This is a genomic window from Parvibaculum indicum, assembly GCF_011762095.1.
GTDB lineage: Bacteria > Pseudomonadota > Alphaproteobacteria > Parvibaculales > Parvibaculaceae > Parvibaculum > Parvibaculum indicum.
The window spans coordinates 19,470-36,901 of sequence record NZ_JAASQO010000005.1 but is presented as its reverse complement, the minus strand read 5'-3'; the positions used below and the strand labels follow the sequence as shown (position 1 = coordinate 36,901).

At 63.1% G+C, this 17,432-nt stretch carries 20 protein-coding genes; 9 read left to right on the top strand and 11 right to left on the bottom strand.

All coding sequences use genetic code 11. The features are described 5' to 3' along the window. Window positions 1-32: 32 nt before the first annotated feature. Entirely contained in the window at window positions 33-2,606 is a 2,574-nt protein-coding gene (locus FHS78_RS07680; RefSeq protein WP_205305242.1) for an ABC transporter permease, read from the bottom strand. Beyond that, a complete protein-coding gene (locus FHS78_RS07675; protein WP_167092801.1) occupies window positions 2,603-3,295 on the bottom strand; it encodes an ABC transporter ATP-binding protein in 693 nt (230 codons plus the stop codon). Before FHS78_RS07675 ends, FHS78_RS07680 begins: the two co-directional genes overlap by 4 nt. 133 nt (window positions 3,296-3,428) lie before the next feature. On the opposite strand from FHS78_RS07675, the gene FHS78_RS07670 reads away from it, so the two are divergent. The 3 genes from FHS78_RS07670 to thpR all read left to right on the top strand — a co-directional run bounded on the left by FHS78_RS07670 (window position 3,429) and on the right by thpR (window position 5,902). Beyond that, window positions 3,429-4,109 carry an arylesterase gene (locus tag FHS78_RS07670; RefSeq protein WP_167092799.1) on the top strand — a complete coding sequence of 227 codons (681 nt, stop codon included), beginning with the start codon at window positions 3,429-3,431 and terminating at the stop codon, window positions 4,107-4,109. A gap of 56 nt (window positions 4,110-4,165) precedes the next feature. Then, window positions 4,166-5,212 (top strand): aldo/keto reductase, encoded by a 1,047-nt coding sequence (locus FHS78_RS07665; RefSeq protein WP_167092796.1) that lies wholly within the window; start codon window positions 4,166-4,168, stop codon window positions 5,210-5,212. Between the two features lie 117 nt (window positions 5,213-5,329). Next, window positions 5,330-5,902 (top strand): RNA 2',3'-cyclic phosphodiesterase, encoded by a 573-nt coding sequence (gene thpR / locus FHS78_RS07660; protein ID WP_167092793.1) that lies wholly within the window; start codon window positions 5,330-5,332, stop codon window positions 5,900-5,902. Here the strand turns inward: thpR and FHS78_RS07655 are convergent. Beyond that, a complete protein-coding gene (locus FHS78_RS07655; protein ID WP_167092790.1) occupies window positions 5,899-6,372 on the bottom strand; it encodes a low molecular weight protein-tyrosine-phosphatase in 474 nt (157 codons plus the stop codon). The genes thpR and FHS78_RS07655 overlap by 4 nt on opposite strands. Continuing rightward, window positions 6,372-6,770, bottom strand: coding sequence for a metallopeptidase family protein (locus tag FHS78_RS07650; protein WP_246220391.1), 399 nt, complete (start codon window positions 6,768-6,770; stop codon window positions 6,372-6,374). Before FHS78_RS07650 ends, FHS78_RS07655 begins: the two co-directional genes overlap by 1 nt. A gap of 39 nt (window positions 6,771-6,809) precedes the next feature. Between FHS78_RS07650 and FHS78_RS07645 the strand changes: the two genes are divergently transcribed. Next, entirely contained in the window at window positions 6,810-7,205 is a 396-nt protein-coding gene (locus tag FHS78_RS07645) for a 4a-hydroxytetrahydrobiopterin dehydratase (protein WP_167092787.1), read from the top strand. Window positions 7,206-7,278: 73 nt separating this feature from the next. Here FHS78_RS07645 and FHS78_RS07640 read toward each other — a convergent pair whose 3' ends face one another. Continuing rightward, window positions 7,279-8,061, bottom strand: a complete 783-nt coding sequence (locus FHS78_RS07640; protein WP_167092784.1) for an SDR family NAD(P)-dependent oxidoreductase — start codon at window positions 8,059-8,061, stop codon at window positions 7,279-7,281. 391 nt (window positions 8,062-8,452) lie between these two features. Between FHS78_RS07640 and FHS78_RS07635 the strand changes: the two genes are divergently transcribed. After that, the gene (locus FHS78_RS07635) at window positions 8,453-8,812 is read left to right on the top strand and encodes a YkvA family protein (protein WP_425500293.1); all 360 of its coding nucleotides are present in this window, start codon (window positions 8,453-8,455) and stop codon (window positions 8,810-8,812) included. A gap of 3 nt (window positions 8,813-8,815) precedes the next feature. Here the strand turns inward: FHS78_RS07635 and FHS78_RS07630 are convergent, their stop codons facing one another. The 3 genes from FHS78_RS07630 to FHS78_RS07620 all read right to left on the bottom strand — a co-directional run bounded on the left by FHS78_RS07630 (window position 8,816) and on the right by FHS78_RS07620 (window position 12,019). After that, the gene (locus FHS78_RS07630; protein WP_167092778.1) at window positions 8,816-10,039 is read right to left on the bottom strand and encodes a serine hydrolase domain-containing protein; all 1,224 of its coding nucleotides are present in this window, start codon (window positions 10,037-10,039) and stop codon (window positions 8,816-8,818) included. Between the two features lie 40 nt (window positions 10,040-10,079). After that, window positions 10,080-10,940 carry a GDSL-type esterase/lipase family protein gene (locus FHS78_RS07625; RefSeq protein ID WP_167092775.1) on the bottom strand — a complete coding sequence of 287 codons (861 nt, stop codon included), beginning with the start codon at window positions 10,938-10,940 and terminating at the stop codon, window positions 10,080-10,082. Window positions 10,941-11,014: 74 nt separating this feature from the next. Then, window positions 11,015-12,019: an NADPH:quinone oxidoreductase family protein gene (locus FHS78_RS07620; protein WP_167092772.1), complete on the bottom strand. Its 1,005-nt coding sequence runs from the start codon at window positions 12,017-12,019 to the stop codon at window positions 11,015-11,017. Between the two features lie 285 nt (window positions 12,020-12,304). Between FHS78_RS07620 and FHS78_RS07615 the strand changes: the two genes are divergently transcribed. The 4 genes from FHS78_RS07615 to FHS78_RS07600 all read left to right on the top strand — a co-directional run bounded on the left by FHS78_RS07615 (window position 12,305) and on the right by FHS78_RS07600 (window position 15,095). Next, complete coding sequence (locus FHS78_RS07615) at window positions 12,305-12,850, top strand: invasion associated locus B family protein (protein WP_167092770.1); 546 nt, start codon at window positions 12,305-12,307, stop codon at window positions 12,848-12,850. Between the two features lie 159 nt (window positions 12,851-13,009). After that, window positions 13,010-14,251 (top strand): dual-specificity RNA methyltransferase RlmN, encoded by a 1,242-nt coding sequence (gene rlmN, locus FHS78_RS07610; RefSeq protein ID WP_167092767.1) that lies wholly within the window; start codon window positions 13,010-13,012, stop codon window positions 14,249-14,251. Continuing rightward, a complete protein-coding gene (locus FHS78_RS07605; RefSeq protein WP_167092754.1) occupies window positions 14,248-14,772 on the top strand; it encodes a hypothetical protein in 525 nt (174 codons plus the stop codon). The genes rlmN and FHS78_RS07605 overlap by 4 nt, the downstream gene beginning before the upstream one ends. After that, window positions 14,769-15,095 carry an antibiotic biosynthesis monooxygenase family protein gene (locus FHS78_RS07600; protein ID WP_167092751.1) on the top strand — a complete coding sequence of 109 codons (327 nt, stop codon included), beginning with the start codon at window positions 14,769-14,771 and terminating at the stop codon, window positions 15,093-15,095. The genes FHS78_RS07605 and FHS78_RS07600 overlap by 4 nt, the downstream gene beginning before the upstream one ends. A gap of 125 nt (window positions 15,096-15,220) precedes the next feature. Here FHS78_RS07600 and FHS78_RS07595 read toward each other — a convergent pair whose 3' ends face one another. From FHS78_RS07595 to FHS78_RS07585, 3 genes are read right to left on the bottom strand one after another with little or no spacing between them, the layout of a single operon-like run. After that, the gene (locus tag FHS78_RS07595) at window positions 15,221-15,811 is read right to left on the bottom strand and encodes a DsbA family protein (protein ID WP_167092748.1); all 591 of its coding nucleotides are present in this window, start codon (window positions 15,809-15,811) and stop codon (window positions 15,221-15,223) included. After that, window positions 15,808-16,743, bottom strand: coding sequence for a DUF3137 domain-containing protein (locus FHS78_RS19645; RefSeq protein ID WP_167092744.1), 936 nt, complete (start codon window positions 16,741-16,743; stop codon window positions 15,808-15,810). Before FHS78_RS19645 ends, FHS78_RS07595 begins: the two co-directional genes overlap by 4 nt. A gap of 28 nt (window positions 16,744-16,771) precedes the next feature. Continuing rightward, window positions 16,772-17,347, bottom strand: a complete 576-nt coding sequence (locus FHS78_RS07585) for a LemA family protein (RefSeq protein ID WP_167092741.1) — start codon at window positions 17,345-17,347, stop codon at window positions 16,772-16,774. Between the last annotated feature and the right edge of the window lie 85 nt (window positions 17,348-17,432).

The following is a 17,432-nucleotide window of genomic DNA, read 5'->3' as shown; positions in this document are numbered from 1 at the left end:
CAGGGTTTACAGGCTGTTACTCAGGGGACCGCCTAATCCGCCCTGAGAACCGGCGCGGCCGGCGCCGAGAGGGACCGCCAGGTGCCGAAAAGCCCCATGATCATGGTGGCAAGCGCCGCCAGCACGACCGTCAGCGCCAGCGTGCCGGGCAGGAAATGCCAGGGCAGATCCATCACCCGCACGACGACGATCCAGGCGGCCAGCGACCCGGCCATGGACGCGATCAGCGCCGTGACGAGCCCCAGCACCGCATATTCCCGCAAGAAAATGCCGAGCACCCGCACCCTTGTCGCGCCCAGCACCTTGAGCAGGACAGCGTCGCGCACCCGCGCGCGATAGCCGGCCGCCATGGCGCCGGCCAGCACCAGCACACCGGAGGCGAGCGTCACCATGCCCGTCGCACGGACCGCCAACGCGAAATCGTCCAGCAGGCCGTTCACCGCCTGGAGCGCCTCCTTCACCCGGATCGAGGTAATGTTGGGAAAGGCGCGGGTTACATCGGCTTCCAGCTTGCGCTCTCCGTCTTCGCCCACGAGCCCGTTATCCATGGTGACGGTCGCAAGGTCGGTATGCGGCGCGGAAGCGAGCGGCCCGGGCGAAAACACCAGCACGAAATTGATGCCCATGCTGGTCCAGTCGATTTGCCGCGTATTGGCGATGGTCGCCGTCATTTCACGGCCCAGCACATTGACGGTAATCCTGTCTCCGGGGCCGACGCCGAAACCCCGGGCCAGGTCCTCCGCGAAGGAAACCAGAAGCGGCCCCTGATAATCGCTCGCCCACCACTGCCCCCGCACCAGCGTCGAATTATCCGGCATGGCGGACGAATAGGTGATGCCGCGATCGCCCCTGAGCGCCCATTGCGCGTCGGGCGCGACGTTCACCTCGTCGGCGGGCACGCCGTTCACCGCCGCGATGCGCCCGCGCAGCATGGGCACTTCCTGAAACCCGGTCACGCCCTCATGCGCCGTCACGAGATCGCGCAACGCCGCCGTCTGGTCGGGCTGGATATCGACAAAGAAGAAGGACGGCGCGCGGGCCGGCAGATTGCCCGTGATCTCGCCCGACAGATTGCCGTTGATGAGCGAGACCGTAACCAGCAACGTGAGCCCGAGCCCCAGCGACAGCACGATGGAGGGCGTCGGCGCGCCGGGCCGGTGCAGATTGGCAATGGCGAGCCGAAGCTCGGGCCGCCGCACCCTCGGGCTTTTCTCGGCAAGTTTCATGACGCCGCGCGCGGCAAGCCACAAAAGCGAAAACACCAAACCGGCGCCGAGGACGAACCACATTGCGAAGAAGCGGTCTTCGGCAAGCCCCACCGCCAAGGCGGCGAGGACGCCCAGCGCAAGCCCGACTGCGAGCACATAGCGCCGCGGCGGAAAACGCCGCATCGGCGCGATGATGTCGCGGAAAAGCCCGGTCGCAGGCACTTCCCGCGCCCGCGCAAGCGGCCAGATCGCAAAGGCCAGCGCCGTCAGCACGCCATAGGCCGCGGCCAGTACGAGGGGGCCGGGATAAACGCGAAGATCGGCGGGCACGGGGATCATGTTCCCGGCGACGGCATCGACGATGAAGGGCGCGGCCGCGCCCGCCGCCAGCCCCAGTGCGATGCCGACCATGGCCAGCGCCATCACCTGCAGAAGATAGATCCGGAAAATGAGCGCGCCCGGCGCGCCGAGGCATTTGAAGGTCGCGATGACGCTCCGCTTGCCGTCGAGATAGGATTTCACCGCATTGGCAACGCCCACGCCGCCGACCAGCAGCGCCGTCAGCCCCACCAGCGACAGGAACAGCGCCACGCGCTCCACGAAGCGGCGCACGCCGGGCGAGCTGTCCGTGCGGTCCTGCACCCGCCAGCCCGCATCGGGAAAGCGTTCCCGCAATCCATCGATCCAGCTTTTGAGCGCGACATCGCCTCGCGCGCTTTCCGGCAGGCGAATGCGGTAGTGCCAGTTAACGAGACTGCCCGGCTGCACGAGCCCCGTCGCGGACAGCGCCGATTGCGCAATCATCGCGCGCGGGCCCAGCTCGAACCCGCCTGCCACCCGGTCCGGTTCATGATCGATCGCGGCGCGAATACGAAACGTCTCGTCGCCGATGACGAGGGTATCGCCCACTTTCAGCGCCAGCCGGTCGAGCAGGTTGGGCTCCACAACCACGCCGAACAGCCCATCGCGTTTTGCCAGCGCGGATGAAAGCGGCTGCGCCGGCGCAAGCGTCATCGCACCGTAAAGCGGATAAAGCCCGTCCACGGCTTTCAGCTCGACCAGGCTTTGCCCGTCCGAGGTCGCGCCGCCGCTTCGGGCCATGGCGCGCATCTCCGCGCTGACGGAAACCCGGTTCCCCTCCGTGAGATAGGCCAGTTCCTCGGGTGTCGCCTGGCGGTGGATGAGACGGATATCGACATCGCCGCCGAGAATTTCCTGTCCCCGCTCCGACAGCCCCCGCGTCAGCGCCATCGAAACCGAGCCGACCGCCGCGATCGCCGCGACGCCCAGCGCAAGACAGGCGATCAGCACACGAAAACCGCGCATCCCGCCCCGCAGCTCGCGCCGGGCATAGATCCAGGCGAGCTTCCAGCCCGGCGCCATATCGGCGCCGCTCATGCGGGCACCCCGGCTTCGATGGAGGAAATACGCCCATCCTTGAGGCGGATGACGCGGTCGCAACGCGCGGCCAGCGCCTCGTCATGCGTGATGAGGACAAGCGTCGTGCCCTTCTGCGCATGAAGCTCGAACATGAGTTCGATAATTTCCGAGCCGGTGGACTGATCGAGATTGCCCGTCGGCTCATCGGCAAGAAGGACTTCCGGATTGCCGGCCACGGCGCGCGCCAACGCCACGCGCTGCTGCTCGCCACCGGACAACTGTCCGGGATAATGGCTGAGGCGGTGTGAAAGCCCGACACGGGAAAGCTCCGCCTCCGCGCGCTCGAACGCATCGGCGCGCCCGGCGAATTCGAGCGGGATGGCGACGTTTTCCAGCGCCGTCATGGTGGGAACGAGGTGGAAACTCTGGAACACAATACCTATGTGATCGCGGCGGAAGCGCGCCAGCGCATCTTCGCCAAGCCCCGTCAGATCCTCGCCCGCCGCCGAAATTCGTCCGCCCGAAGGCCGCTCCAGGCCCGCCAGCACCATGAGAAGGGTGGATTTGCCGGACCCTGAAGGCCCCACAAGGCCGGCCGCCTCGCCCCGCGCAACGGCCAGGTCGATCCCGCGCAGAATGTTGACCGGCCCCGCATCGCTGGGCAAGGTCAGGCTCACATTTTCGAGTTCGATGATGTTCTCGATCAAATCCTCACCCCGTCCGCCTGCATATCGCGAGGGACGGACCCGCCCGCCGCATCACGCAACAATTAAGGCATATGGCATGTTCCAGACGCGAGACAAGCAAGGCCGTCGCGGAAAAGCCCCGTTTCGGGTTGCGATGACGGCTTTCGCAATGGCGTTTCTGGCCTCATGGCCGCTAAAGGCAATGGCCGAACCGCCCGCGGCGGCGCCGGTCGCGACGCCGCTGACGATCGTCGCGTTCGGCGACAGCCTGACGGCGGGCTATTTGCTGCCGCCCGATGCCGGTTTTCCCGAGCAGCTTCAGGCTGCGCTGAAAGCCCGGGGGCATGAAAATGTAACGGTCAGGAACGCGGGCGTCTCCGGCGACACGACCTCGGGCGGGCTCTCCCGGCTCGACTGGGCGGTCGGACCGGAAACGGACGCGGTGATCCTCGAACTCGGCGCAAACGACGCGCTGCGCGGCATCGACCCGGCGATTGCGCGCAAGAACCTCGACGAAATCATCACCCGGCTGAAGGAGCGCAATCTCTCCATTCTGCTGGCCGGCATGTATGCGCCGCCCAATCTGGGCAAGGACTATGCGGCGCGCTTCAACCCGATCTATCCGGAACTCGCCGAAAAACACGACCTCACCCTCTATCCCTTCTTTCTCGACGGCGTTGTCACCCACCCGAAGCTCATGCTGAGCGACGGCCTGCATCCCACCGCCGAAGGCGTCGCGGAAATCGTGACCCGCATCATGCCCGATGTCGAAAAGCTGATTGCCCGGACGCGCAGGGAGGCGCGCGAAAGCGCAGCCCCGGCGGACGCACCGTAAATTTCCAAACCAGTAACGACACAAACCGCCATCAACACGAAAGAGGGGGCAACCGCATGGAATATCGTGAACTCGGCCGTACCGGCCTCAAGGTGAGTTCGATCTGTCTCGGCACCATGACCTGGGGCGAGCAGAACACCGAGGCCGAGGGCCATGAGCAGATGGATTACGCCATCGACCAGGGCATCAATTTCTTCGACACCGCGGAAATGTATGCCGTGCCGCCGCGCAAGGAGACGCAAGGCTCGACCGAAAAGATCATCGGCAGCTGGTTCAAGGCCCGGGGCAATCGCGACAAGGTGATCCTGGCCACCAAGGTGGCGGGCCGCGCGCCGATGGACTGGCTGCGCGACGACGGCTCGCCGGTCGAGCAGAGCCGCGCCCAGATCATGGAAGCGGTGGACAAGAGCCTGAAACGTCTGCAGACGGATTATATCGACCTCTACCAGCTCCACTGGCCCGACCGGCCCGTCGCGCTTTTCGGCAGCAGCGGGCTCGCCTATCGCCATGTCAAAGCGGAAACGCATCCCATCGAGGAAATCCTCGAAACGCTGGACGAGATCGTGAAATCCGGCAAGGTGCGCCATATCGGCCTGTCCAACGAAACGCCCTGGGGCACGATGAAATTCCTTCAGGCCTCGGGAACCAAAGGCCTTGCCCGCATCGCCTCCATCCAGAACGCCTATAACCTCCTCAACCGCACCTTCGAACTGGGCGGCGCGGAGATCGCCCATCGCGAGCAGGTCGGGCTTCTCGCCTATTCGCCGCTGGCGCAAGGCTATCTCACCGGCAAATACCAGAACGGGGCGTTGCCCAAGGGCTCGCGCAAACAGCTCTTCAACCGCCTGCAGCGCTATGAAAGCCCGCAGGCCGACACCGCCATCGAGAAATATCTGGCACTGGCAAAGAAGCACGGGCTCGACCCCTCGCAGCTTGCCAACCAGTTCGCCACCACGCGGCCTTTCGTGACGTCGAACATCATCGGCGCGACGACGATGGAGCAGCTGAAGCTCAACATCGCCTCGAAGGATCTGGAGTGGACGGAGGAGCTGGAAAAGGAAATCCACGAGATTCACCAGAGCCAGCCCAACCCCTGCCCTTGATGTTTTCTTCCGCCCCTGTCATCCCGGGCTTGTCCCGGGATGACAGGGGTTGTTAGCTCAAAACCCGTCGCCCTGGGCCCGGCATGAAGCCGGGGTGACATGCTAGAGAGCGTTCCCATGATCCGCCTCTTCACAGCGCTGGAAATTCCGCCGGAAGTCTCCGGGAAGCTGACCCAGCTTCAGCGCGGGCTCGATGGCGCCCGCTGGATCGAACCGCATGATTTCCACATCACGCTTCGCTTCCTGGGCGACATCCCGGAAAACCTTGCCGACGATGCCGACGAGGCGCTTTCGCAAATCCCGATGACGCCCTTCCCCGTCGAGATCGAAGGGCTTGGCGAATTCGGCGGGGCAGAGCCGCGCGCGCTATGGGCGCGGGTCAAACCGTCCGAACCGTTGCGCGTCCTGCAGGGCCGCCACGAAAGCGCCATGCGCCGCATCGGGCTCAAACCCGAAACGCGCAACTTCCTGCCCCATATTACCATTGCACGGCTGAAACGAGCCGACCCCGCCGAGATCGCGCAGTTCATCCAGGCCCATAACCTGTTTGCAACGCCGGGCTTTACGGCCACGCGGTTCGCGCTCTTTTCCTCGCGCGCCAGCAAGGGCGGCGGGCCTTACGTCATCGAAAAGACCTATCCGGAAGACGCCTTCGAGCCGGATGAGGAATGGGCCGATAGCGAAACCTAATCCGCAAGATGCGAAATCAGCCCGTCCGACGCTTCTTCCAGCATGTCGAGCACGCGGGCGAACCCGTCATCCCCGCCATAATAGGGATCGGGCACCGAGCGCTCGGGATGGTCGGGGGCGAAATCCATCATCATGACGATACGGCCTTTCGCATCCGCCGGCGCCTGCAGGTGCAGGATTTCGTAATTGTCCTCATCCATGGCGAGGATGAGATCGAAGCGCTGGAAATCCCCCTTCTTCACCTGCCGTGCCCGAAGGGACGACAGATCGTAGCCGCGCGCTTCACCCGCCGCCTGCGCGCGCGGGTCCGGCGATTTGCCGACATGCCAGGCGCCCGTACCCGCGCTGTCGATTTCCACATCGAGCCCGGCCGCCGCCGCGCGGGCGCGGAACACGGCCTCCGCCGTGGGCGAACGGCATATATTGCCCAGACACACGAAAAGCACGGCGGGACGCGTAACGCTACCCATCACGCACCGCGCTCGATGGCATGCATGTCATCGTCCGAAAAACCCAGATGATGGCCGATTTCGTGAACAAGCACATGGCGGATGATGTCGCCCAGCGTCTCGTCATATTCCGTCCAGTAGTCGAGCATCGGCCGGCGATAGAGAAACACCATATCGGGCAGATGCGACACCTCCAGCACGCTGCGATGCGTCTCCGCCACGCCGTGATAGAGGCCCAGAATATCGAACGGGCTTTCCAGTTCCATCTCGCGCATCACATCCGCATCCGGAAAATCCTGAACGCGGAGGATCACATCCGCGCAGCGCGTGCGAAAATGGTCCGGCAATTCGCTGAAAGCGGTTTGCGCGATCCGCTCGAATTCCTCGAGCGTGGGGGCCTTCGTCTCCGACCAGTCCAAATCTTTCTCCCTGACTTGCATGGCAAAGGTAGGTGCGCGATGGTCGCGCATCAATCGCCCAATCGACATGAAGAGTTGCGGCGGACATCAGAGGCAAAGGATACGGATATGACCGACAAGCTGTCCGATGCGGCGCGGCGCAAGGCGCTGGCCAGGCTCAAGGGCTGGACCAAGGTGCGCGGACGCGACGCTATCGAGAAAAGCTACCGCTTCAAGGATTTCAACGAAGCCTTCGGCTGGATGAGCCGCATCGCGCTCGTCGCCGAAAAAGCCGACCACCATCCCGAATGGGCCAATGTCTATAACCGCGTCGACGTCGTGCTGACGACGCATGACGCAGGCGGCGTGAGCGAGAAGGACATCGCCATGGCAAAGGCGATGGACAGGTACGCTGGCGCGGCGGGGCGGCCTGCCAAGACAACGAAGAAGAAATAGGCGACGAAAGAGCGCAAACGAAAAAGCCCCGGCGTTTCCGCCGGGGCTTTCTTTTGCCGTGAGGCCTTGTCGCTTAGCGCGGCGCCATGCGGATCGCACCGTCGAGACGGACGTCTTCGCCGTTGAAATAGCCGTTCTGGATCATGGTCATGGCCAGGTTGGCATATTCGGTCGGATTGCCGAGGCGGGACGGATAGGGCACCTGCGCGCCCAGCGCCTGACGGACCTTTTCCGGTGCACCGGCGAGAAGCGGCGTATCGAAGATGCCCGGCAGGATGGTGTTGATACGGATGCCTTCGCGGGAAAGGTCGCGCGCGATGGGCAGCGTCATGCCGACCACACCGGCCTTGGAGGCGGAATAGGCGGCCTGACCGATCTGGCCGTCCTCGGCCGCCACGGAAGCGGTGTTCACGATCGCGCCGCGGTCGCCGTCTTCCAGCGGATCGAGCGACATCATGCCCGCCGCCGACTTGGCGATGCAGCGGAAGGTGCCGACCAGATTGATCTGGATGATGAGGTTGAACTTGTCGAGCGGGAAGTGCTCGATCGCACCCGTCTCCTTGTTGCGGGACGCCGTCTTGATGGCGTTGCCGGTACCGGCGCAGTTCACCAGGATACGCTCCTGGCCGATGGCCTCGCGCGCCTTGGCGAAACCGGCATCGACGCTGTCCTCGTCGGTCACGTTCACCTTGCAGAACACGCCGCCGATATCCTTGGCGACCGCTTCGCCCTTGTCTTCCTGCAGGTCGAACAGCGCGCATTTCACGCCCTGCGCAGCCAGCGCACGGGCCGTCGCTTCGCCGAGACCGGACGCACCGCCCGTGATGACGGCGGAAATATTGGAGTCGAGTTTCATTGGGCTCTCCCTGTTTTTCCCCGAGCGGGAATGGTTCGGGGGTTCGAAGCGGCCGGCAGTCCGGCGCATCCGCCCCGCTTTGTATGGCCTGTGCCCGGGGGCGCAGAAAGGGCCTCCGGCAACGGGTTCGGCTATGGGATTTAGCAAATTCCGGCCCCTTTACGCGAGCGTTAAATGCCCGAAAATGCTGGGAAACCGCGCAAAATGAGATCGGCGTCACGATTGACGCAGGGGCGCCTTGCGCTTGCAACGCCCCCTCTCCGCCCCCATTTTTCTACTGCGTGTACCAAATGGCATAAGCAGGAAAGGCGACGAAAGCGAGATGGCCCCTTCGCAAGGCTCACATTCCAGCCCGGACGGCGTCGAGCGCGAGCTGGAAAGCCCCCGGCTCATGTTGCCTGCCGTGATGCACCGCAATGAGGAAAAGGTTCGTAAGGGTTTCTGGAAGAAGCTCCTGAAGGTGGCCGGCCGCATCCCCTTCTCGGAGGAAGCGGGCGCGGCCTATTACTGCGTGCGCGACCCCGCAACGCCGGTGCGCGTGAAGGCGATCCTGCTGGCCGCGCTCGCCTATTTCGTGACGCCCGCCGACCTCATTCCCGATGTCGTGGCAGGCTTCGGCTTCACCGACGATGCCACCGTGCTGATGGCGGCGATGGGGCTCGTCTCGAGCCACATCAAACCGACCCATCGCCGTCATGCGCGGGAGGCCTTGCACATGCCGCCCCGCGAGGACCTCGAGGAAGAGGGCTGATCCTTACCCTGCGAAGACGCCGCCCGAGCGCTTGTATCCGATCGCGTCATACGCCGCGTCGACAAGCGCCTGACCGCGATCGTTGAGCAGGATGCCGAAGCCCATCCGGTTCATGTTGTAGCCGAAGCTCATCTGCGCGCCCGGATCGGCAAAGCCGATGGACCCGCCCATGCCGACATGGCCGAATGCATCTTCCGACAGCACACAGCTCGAATTGATCGCGTTCGGCACCGCCGAATTGTCCATCGACTTCATGAAACCCAGCGCGAAACGCGACGGGATGAGCAGCGTCGCATCTTCATGCGTCGCCATGGCAACGCGCCCCATGCGGTTGAGCGTGTCCGCCGAAACGAGTTTGCCGCCGCCATTCGCAAGCGGCTGATACATGCCCGCAAGGCCGCGTCCGTTGGTGATGCCGTTGGCCGATCCCACTTCCGCCGCATGGCATTCGCGCGAATTGAAATTGGCGCCGCCATTATTGAGCAGGAAGAGATGCGATGGCGATTGCGGGTCGTTCATCACCGCCTGTGTGAAGCGCGAGGTTGCCGCATCGGCGGGAATTTCCGCATCGATCATCGCCGCGACCCGGGGCTCCTTGTCTTCCGGCAGACCGATCCAGAAATCGAGACCGAGCGGGCCGGCGATTTCATCGCGGAAAAACGCGCCCAGCGACGTGCCCGATGCGCGCCGCACCATCTCGCCCACCGTCCAGGCGAAGGTGACACCGTGATAGCCGTTGCGTGTCCCCGGTTCCCAGAAGGGCGTCTCGCCGGCGACCAGCCCGCACATATAATCGTGGTCCCAATAACCGCCGGGCTTCACCTTCTCGCGCACATGCGGCACGCCGGCGGAATGGTCGAGCATCATGGAGACGAGCGTCTCCTCCTTGCCGTTCGTGCCATATTCCGGCCAGTAATCGGTGACCTTCGCATCGAGGTCGAGCTTGCCGCGATCGGCCAGCATATGGGCGGCAAGCGCCGTCGCCCCCTTGGTGCAGGAAAAGACGATGGAGACCGTGTCCCGGTCCCAGGCATCGCCGTCGCGCGCCTTGCGCCCACCCCACAGATCGACCACCGTCGTGCCTTCGAGCGTGATGCAGACATTGGCGCCCACCTCGTCGCGCTTCTCGAAATTCTCGACGAACGCTTCCGCAACGCCCTCGAACTTCGGGTCGCAAATGCCTTCCACTTTGCCGACGCTGGTCTCGCGCGAAAAATTCCCGGTCATGTCCTGAAACATCCTTCCCTGTTTTTGGTTCGTATCGGGATTACTGAGCCGCGTCCCCTGCACTCGCAGAAGCGGGCACCCCTTGTTCTTCATTTTCGTTCGCCGCGCCGCCAATCTCCGCCCCGCCGGGTTGCGCATCGGCCGGCGCCGGCGGAGATGTCTCGCCATCCGCAACCGGCGCATTCATCTGCCGTTGCGGGTCGATGTCGGCACCGGCGAGGGCCGGTTTGATGTGGCGCGACAGAACCTGATAACCGGCGCCGGACAAGGTCAGCCCGTCCCAGCGAAAATAGTCGACATTCACCTTGCCGTTCGGCAGCAGGAGGTCCTTCGTCACATCGATGAAATGGACGCTCGGATCGCTTTCCGTATATTTCGCGACAAGCTCGTTCGCCCGCGCCATGCCGTACCAGCGCGAAGTACGCATGGGCTGCGGCGGAATGGAGACGAAAAAGACCGGCGCCTCAATCCCGTCCTTGCGCAGCGTCTGCAGCAGCTCCACGAAATCCTTCAGCACGTCTTCCGGGCGGCGGCCATGCACATCGGCCAGATCGTCCGCGCCCGCCATGATGACGACGGCGGCCGGACGGTAGGGCGTAGCAATGCGCGAGGCGTAATGCGTGATATGCGCAACCTGCGCGCCGCCGAAACCGCGATTGATGGCGACATAGGGCGCCATGTCGCGCTCGAGCGTCGCCCAGCGGCGAAGGCTGCGCCCGCCGAGAAAGAGAACCGCGTCCTGCGGTGGCGGATTGGAAACGTCGCGCCGCTCGAAAGCGGCGATCTCGGTTTCCCAGTAATCCGCATCGCCCGAGGCGAGCAGCACATGAATGAGAAATCCGAAAAGGGCCAGAAGGAGGAGAAGAAAGCCTCCGCCGAGAATGACGATCAGGCGATGCATGGAACGCTGTACTCCCCCAGCCCAAAAACGGGCGGGGCGCGTTTTCGCCCCGCCTCAATCTCGAATGCGGGCCGTCAGCGAGACGGCACGAGCACGATCTTGCCCTTCACCTTGCGGGCGGCCATGTCGTTCAGCGCATCGGCCACTTCCTCGAACTTGTAGGTCTTCGAGACATGCGGCTTCAGCTTGCCCGCCTTGAACCAGTCCATCAGTTCCTGAAGATTTTCCTGGTTGCGCTGGGGCTCTCGCGCCGTGAAGGCACCCCAGAAAACGCCGACGATCTGGCAGCCCTTGAGGAGCGCCAGATTGAGCGGAATCTTCGGGATCGGACCGGAAGCGAAACCGACCACCAGGAAACGGCCTTCCCAGTTGGTCGCGCGCAGCGCGGCTTCCGAATAGTCGCCGCCCACCGGATCGTAAACGACATCGGCGCCATTCCCACCCGTCAGCTCCTTGATCTGGTCGGAGAGCTTCTTCTGCGCCTCCTTGTCGAGCGCACCGGACGGGTAGAGCAGCGTCTCATCGGCGCCATGCTCTTTGCAGACGGCAAGCTTGTCTTCCGACGAGGCGGCCGCGATCACCTTCGCACCCATCGCCTTGCCGAGTTCGACCGCGGCAAGCCCGACGCCGCCCGCCGCGCCAAGCACCAGCAGCGTCTCGCCCGGCTTGATCTGGGCGCGATCCTTCAGCGCATGATGCGAGGTGCCATAGGTCATCAGGAAGGCGGATGCGGTGGTGTAGTCCATCTCTTCGGGAATGGGCGTCACGCGGCCCTCATCGATGGCGATCTCCTCGGCGAAACCGCCCCAGCCGCAGGAGCCGATCACCCGGTCGCCTTCCTTCACGCGGGTCACGCCCTCGCCGACCTTGACGACCTTGCCGGCCACCTCACCGCCCGGCGAGAAGGGCAGCGGCGGCTTGAACTGGTATTTGTTCTCGATGATGAGCACGTCCGGGAAATTCACCGCCGCGGCATGCACTTCGAGCACCACCTGGCCCTTGCCGGGTTCGGGGCTCGGCACATCCTCGATGACGAGCGTCTCCGGCGGTCCGTATTCCTTGCACAAAACGGCTTTCATGAGCGTCCCCTTAGAGCTTGTAGTTGAATCTGTCTTTTCTGGATTGGTCGATTGCGATGGCCCTGTTTATCACAAGGCCCCCGAAAGCCGCCAGAACACAGGGAAGAGAACGCCGTGTGGCGACCTGCCCTTCCAAATTTTGCCGGATTTGCGTTCTAGCTTCCGAATAATGATCCAGGGGCGATTCTCCGGGGGTGATTCTCTGGAAATCTGTCCCCCGCCCCGTTATGGTCGAACGCCGCCCGACGGTCGGACGAATCTGAGTGGAACATGATGCCAAAAGCGATGCGTTTCCCCGGAAGCCTTGTATTCCTGAGTCTTTCCCTTGCCCTTATTGCCCTTTCTACCGCGCCTGCGAAGGCGGCGGATGAGCTGAAGCTGCTCGGAAAATATGGCGACTGGGCCGCCTATACCTATGGCACTGGGAAGGACCGCATCTGCTATGCGATGACCGAGCCCAAGCAGATGCTGCCCCGGGGGGCCAATCGCGGCGACGTCTATTTCATGGTCACCCACCGCCCGGCCCGCGGCACGCGCAACGAGATCAGCATGCGCGTGGGCTATCCCTTTTCCTCGACCAGCCGTCCCTTCGCGACCATCGACAAGGACAAGTTCCAGCTCTTCACGGGCGTGAAAGAAGGCGGGGAGCATCGCTTCTGGGCCTGGCTCGACAATGTGAAGCGTTCCTCCGCCATGGTCGACGCCCTGAAGAAGGGCTACAAAATGGTCATCAAGGGCACGTCTTCGCGCGATACGCTGACCACGGACACCTATTCGCTGAAGGGCAGCGCGGACGCGCTCGGCAAGATCGACACGGCCTGCCCGAAATAGGCCGTTTACCGTTCGCCGCCCCCATATAGGAATCCGGGCCTCATCTGTGATATGAGACCGGCCAAAGGCGGCCTGTCCCGCGACCCGGCCCGAAAACGGGCAGGACGGGCGGCTGTCTGATATGATTTTCCGGAACAGACACGAAACAGGGCATCGGCCATGGCGCCCCAGCTCGACATTGCGCGTTCAAACCCCAACGCTCCCGCGCTCGACGGTCAGGAGACCGGCGGGGCGGATGCCGCGCGCCCGCGCCGGATCAACGTGGTCGGCCTCACCCGCGCCCAGCTCGCCGACGAGCTGAAGGCCCTCGGCCTGCCGGAAAAGCAGATCCGGATGCGCGTCAACCAGCTCTGGAACGGCATCTATAATCGCGGCCTGAAAAGCTTCGAAGGCATCACCTCGCTGTCGAAGGAGCTGCGTGCGCAACTGAACGAGCGCTACGAGATCGCCCGGCCGGAAGTGGTCGAGGAACTCGTCTCCGTGGACGGCACGCGCAAATGGCTGATGCGGCTGGCGCCGGAAAAGCCGGGCATGCCCGGCCCCGAAATCGAGACCGTCTATATTCCCGAGGAAGGCCGCGGCACGCTCTGCATTTCCTCGCAGGTCGGCTGTACGCTCACATGCACCTTCTGCCATACCGGCACGCAGAAGCTCGTGCGCAACCTCACCCCCGGTGAAATCGTCGGCCAGTTGCTGGTCGCCCGGGACAGCCTGAACGAATGGCCGGAGAGCGCCGACCAGCCGCGCATCCGCAATTCGGACGACCGCATGGTGACGAATATCGTCATGATGGGCATGGGCGAACCGCTCTACAATTTCGAGAATGTGCGCGACGCGCTGAACATCGTCTCGGACGGCGAGGGCCTGCAGCTTTCCAAACGCCGCATCACGCTCTCGACCTCGGGCGTCGTGCCGGAGATTCCGCGCGCGGGCGAAGAGATCGGCTGCATGCTGGCGATCTCGCTCCATGCGCCGAACGACGAAGTGCGCAACCAGCTCGTGCCGCTCAACAAGAAGTATCCGATCGAGGAACTTCTCGATGCCTGCCGGCAATATCCCGGCCTGCGCAACGCGCAACGCATCACCTTCGAATATGTGATGCTGAAGGACGTGAACGACAGCGTGGAGGATGCGAAAGCGCTTGTCCGCCTGCTGAAAGGCATCCCGGCAAAGATCAATCTCATCCCGTTCAACCCCTGGCCGGGCTCGCCTTATGAATGCTCCGACTGGGCGCAGATCGAGAAGTTCGCCGATGTGGTGAACCGCGCGGGCTATGCGAGCCCCGTGCGCACCCCGCGCGGCCGCGACATCATGGCCGCCTGCGGCCAGCTCAAGAGCGAAACCGTGAAAAAGCGCGCGAGCGAAAAGCTCAAGGAACGAAAAGAAGCTGCAGAGGCGTGAACCCTAATACCGACAGCTTCGGCAATCGATCGGCGAGAATTCTTGCCTCCTATCTTGCCGGCTGCGCCGCAGCCGCCCTGGCGGCATCCTATCCGGTCTCCTATAAGCTCATTATCCTGGGATGGGTCATGGGAGGAGGTTTCGGCGGTTATCTCGGCGGCGCTCTGTCGGCCTTGGTTTTCCCGCTCTATACATGGATGCAATTTTTCATGATGGCGATCATTTTCGCGATACCCGGATCCGCCATCGCTGTTTCACTGATCGAATTTTTCCGGATAGAGAAACCAATTATCTACGCACTCCTTGGCCTTCTGACCGCGCTGACGATATTCCCCCTGCTGGGGCAGAAGACAACGGAGACGCCAAAAGGCGATTGGCAAACAATAGAGGGGTTTCTGCTTTCCGCTTATCTCTCAATTCCGCTCGGCGGTATCGTTGGCGGACTGATCTATGGGAAAGTGAATCGTCGATTTTATAAGCCCCTTCGAAGGAAAGATAGGGGAGCGGGAGAAAGCCCATGATCGCCGTCATCTATCGCTGGCGCGTCGCGCCGGAACATGAAGAAGACTTCAAGCGCCGCTGGCACGAAATCACCGAAGACGTGATGAAACATTATGGCGGCGGCGGCTCGCGTCTTCACAAGACCGAGGACGGCGACTGGGTTGCCTATGCCCGCTGGTCCCGCAAGGAAGACCGCGACAAGGCCTTCGAACAGGTGACAAAGAAGCGCGAAGGCCGCACCCCACAGGGCGAAGGCAAGGCGGAGCTCATCGAGGAAGTCTGGCTGGAGATCGTGGACGATTTGCTGATCCCCGAAGCCGACCTGCCCGACCGCTTTCACTGAGCCGAGCGGCCACGTCCAACAATAGCCGTCATTGCGAGCGAGAGCGAAGCAATCCAGAAGCGGCCGGCGCGGAGCTGGATTGCTTCGTCACTTCGTTTCTCGCAATGACAGCGGCAGCATTTTCGCTACCGCCTCGCCCACTCCAGCGCCTGTTCCAGCCGGTCGTTCCCCCAGAACAACTCCTCGCCCACGGTGAAACTCGGCGCGCCGAAAATACCCTTGGCAATGGCCTCGTCCGTCTGAGCCTTGAGCGCGGCCTTCACCTCGTCGCTGCCGGCCTTCTCCAGAACGGGTTGAGGCTCCACTTCCAGCGCGACGAGAATGCGCGCCAGCACGTTTTCCTCGGAAATATCCCTCTGTCCCGCAAAATTCGCGAGATAGACCTCGCGCGTGAAAGCGGGCCTGAGCGCTTCCGGCAGCGCCAGCACGATACGCGCGGCGCGAAGTCCGTTTTGCGGAAAGCGCACCGGCTCCTTCAGCGTGAGGCCCTGCGCGTCACAGATGCGCTCCATGTCCCGCCACATATATTTTCCCTTGGCGGGATAGATGTTGAACGGACTGTCGTTCCACCCCTGCTCGCCGAAAATCGGGCCTAGCAGAAACGGCCGCCAGCGAACGGAGACGTCCGCCCTCTGCGCCGCCTCTTCCAACCGCATCGCCGCCGGATAGGAATAGGTGCTGGCGAACTCGTACCAGAATTCGACTGTCTCACTCACACTCTTGTCTCCTGATTGAGTTTCAATATGCGCACGGCGGAAGCGATGAAGAGGATGGGCGAGACGAGTCTTTCCACCTTTTGCGGATCGTCCACGCGGGTAAAGACCGACGGGTTGCGGAAATGATCCTTCCCCAGATGGACGGACAGATAGAGCTTCTCGTCGAGAAAGGCAGCCTGCATGCGCCCGCCCAGCCGGTCGCGCATCGCCAGCAGCCGCTCCATGAACGCAGGCGTCAGCAGATACCGCGCCTCCACCTGATCGGTCGAATAGACCTCGAACACGTTCTCGAATTTCGGGTCTTCCAGTGCCACGCGCTCCCCGTCGCGCCCCATGCCGCCCAGCGCATTGAAGATCGTGCCGTGATCTGTGTGAAGCACGGTCCGCCCCTGAAAGGGCTTGGCGAAAGTGAAATAGCCGATGAGACCGTGAAACACCGTCGTCTCGCTGGTGCGGCCCTTGCTGTCGCGATGCTCCTCGACGAGCTTGCAATCGGCGAGTTCGAAACGCGCCCTGTCGATCTCGCCCCAGACATGGTCTTCCAGATGCCGCTTGTCATATCCGGGAAGAATGCCGCATTGGCGCAGCGGCTCCATCAGCGTCACCGGCGCATCGGGGCTGTATTCATAACCGAACCATCGAAAGATGCGGGAGAAGAGATCGGCCTTGAATGTCTTGCCCCATGACGAGAGTGGCCAGAGGGCAAGCGCCGTTCCTGCAATACCGATGAAACCGCCTGCGAAGAGAGCGAACTGAATTTCCGTGGAGGTCGACAGCGCCAGCGCCATGGCGATGGCAAAGAGGACCGCCGCGCCCGCAAGAATGTAGGAGCGCTGTGCGATCTTCGCCCGCTCGCCTTCCTTCACCGCGAGCCAGGGCTCCAGCTCCGCGGTCAGGAACCCGTCAAAGGCGCGCGCCCGTTCGTCGGCCACCGCATCCAGCATCTCCCGGCGCATCGGATCAGGCCGGCTTCATATAGTCGTCGACATCCACCGGCGCGCGCGCTTCCTCCTCCACTTCGTAAAAGGGCATGGAACGCACCCCCGCCATATTGGCGATGATACTGCCGGGGAAGATTTCGACCGCATTGTTGAGTTGCGTGACGGAGGCATTATAGAAACGCCGTGCCGCCGCGATATTCGCTTCCACCTCCTCGAAGGTTTCCTGCGCGCGCACGATCGTGTCGGACGAACGAAGCTGCGGATAATTCTCCGCGACCGCGAAAAGCTGCCGGAGCCCGGCATCGAGCTTTTTCGAGGCGTCGAGATGCGCCTTCACCTCATCCGGGTCGTCGCGCTTGTAGGGCCGGTCCACCTGCGCCCGTAGCGCGGTCAGTTCCGTCAGCAGCGATTTCTCATGCGTCATGAAATTCTGCGCGAGCTTCACGACATTGGGCACGAGATCGAAACGCTTCCTGAGCTGTACATCGATGGAGGACATCGCCTCCCGCGCCTTGTTGCGCCGCGAGATCAGGCTGACATACCAGCCATATCCGGCCACGAGAACGATAAGGACGATTATTCCGACGGTCAGCATGGGGGCCTCTTCTCCAATATACCCCAAGCCTAGCACAGAGACGGTGAACGCAAGACCGGATTGAGGCACAATCACGCTGTCCCAA

Coding starts and splice junctions, on each gene's coding strand:
- FHS78_RS07680 (WP_205305242.1), bottom strand. CDS start 2,606: ATGAGCGGCGCCGATATGGCGCCGGGCTGGAAGCTCGCCTGGATCTAT.
- FHS78_RS07670 (WP_167092799.1), top strand. CDS start 3,429: ATGACGGCTTTCGCAATGGCGTTTCTGGCCTCATGGCCGCTAAAGGCA.
- FHS78_RS07665 (WP_167092796.1), top strand. CDS start 4,166: ATGGAATATCGTGAACTCGGCCGTACCGGCCTCAAGGTGAGTTCGATC.
- thpR (WP_167092793.1), top strand. CDS start 5,330: ATGATCCGCCTCTTCACAGCGCTGGAAATTCCGCCGGAAGTCTCCGGG.
- FHS78_RS07655 (WP_167092790.1), bottom strand. CDS start 6,372: ATGGGTAGCGTTACGCGTCCCGCCGTGCTTTTCGTGTGTCTGGGCAAT.
- FHS78_RS07645 (WP_167092787.1), top strand. CDS start 6,810: ATGGTCGCGCATCAATCGCCCAATCGACATGAAGAGTTGCGGCGGACA.
- FHS78_RS07640 (WP_167092784.1), bottom strand. CDS start 8,061: ATGAAACTCGACTCCAATATTTCCGCCGTCATCACGGGCGGTGCGTCC.
- FHS78_RS07635 (WP_425500293.1), top strand. CDS start 8,453: ATGTTGCCTGCCGTGATGCACCGCAATGAGGAAAAGGTTCGTAAGGGT.
- FHS78_RS07630 (WP_167092778.1), bottom strand. CDS start 10,039: ATGACCGGGAATTTTTCGCGCGAGACCAGCGTCGGCAAAGTGGAAGGC.
- FHS78_RS07625 (WP_167092775.1), bottom strand. CDS start 10,940: ATGCATCGCCTGATCGTCATTCTCGGCGGAGGCTTTCTTCTCCTCCTT.
- FHS78_RS07620 (WP_167092772.1), bottom strand. CDS start 12,019: ATGAAAGCCGTTTTGTGCAAGGAATACGGACCGCCGGAGACGCTCGTC.
- FHS78_RS07615 (WP_167092770.1), top strand. CDS start 12,305: ATGCGTTTCCCCGGAAGCCTTGTATTCCTGAGTCTTTCCCTTGCCCTT.
- rlmN (WP_167092767.1), top strand. CDS start 13,010: ATGGCGCCCCAGCTCGACATTGCGCGTTCAAACCCCAACGCTCCCGCG.
- FHS78_RS07600 (WP_167092751.1), top strand. CDS start 14,769: ATGATCGCCGTCATCTATCGCTGGCGCGTCGCGCCGGAACATGAAGAA.
- FHS78_RS07585 (WP_167092741.1), bottom strand. CDS start 17,347: ATGCTGACCGTCGGAATAATCGTCCTTATCGTTCTCGTGGCCGGATAT.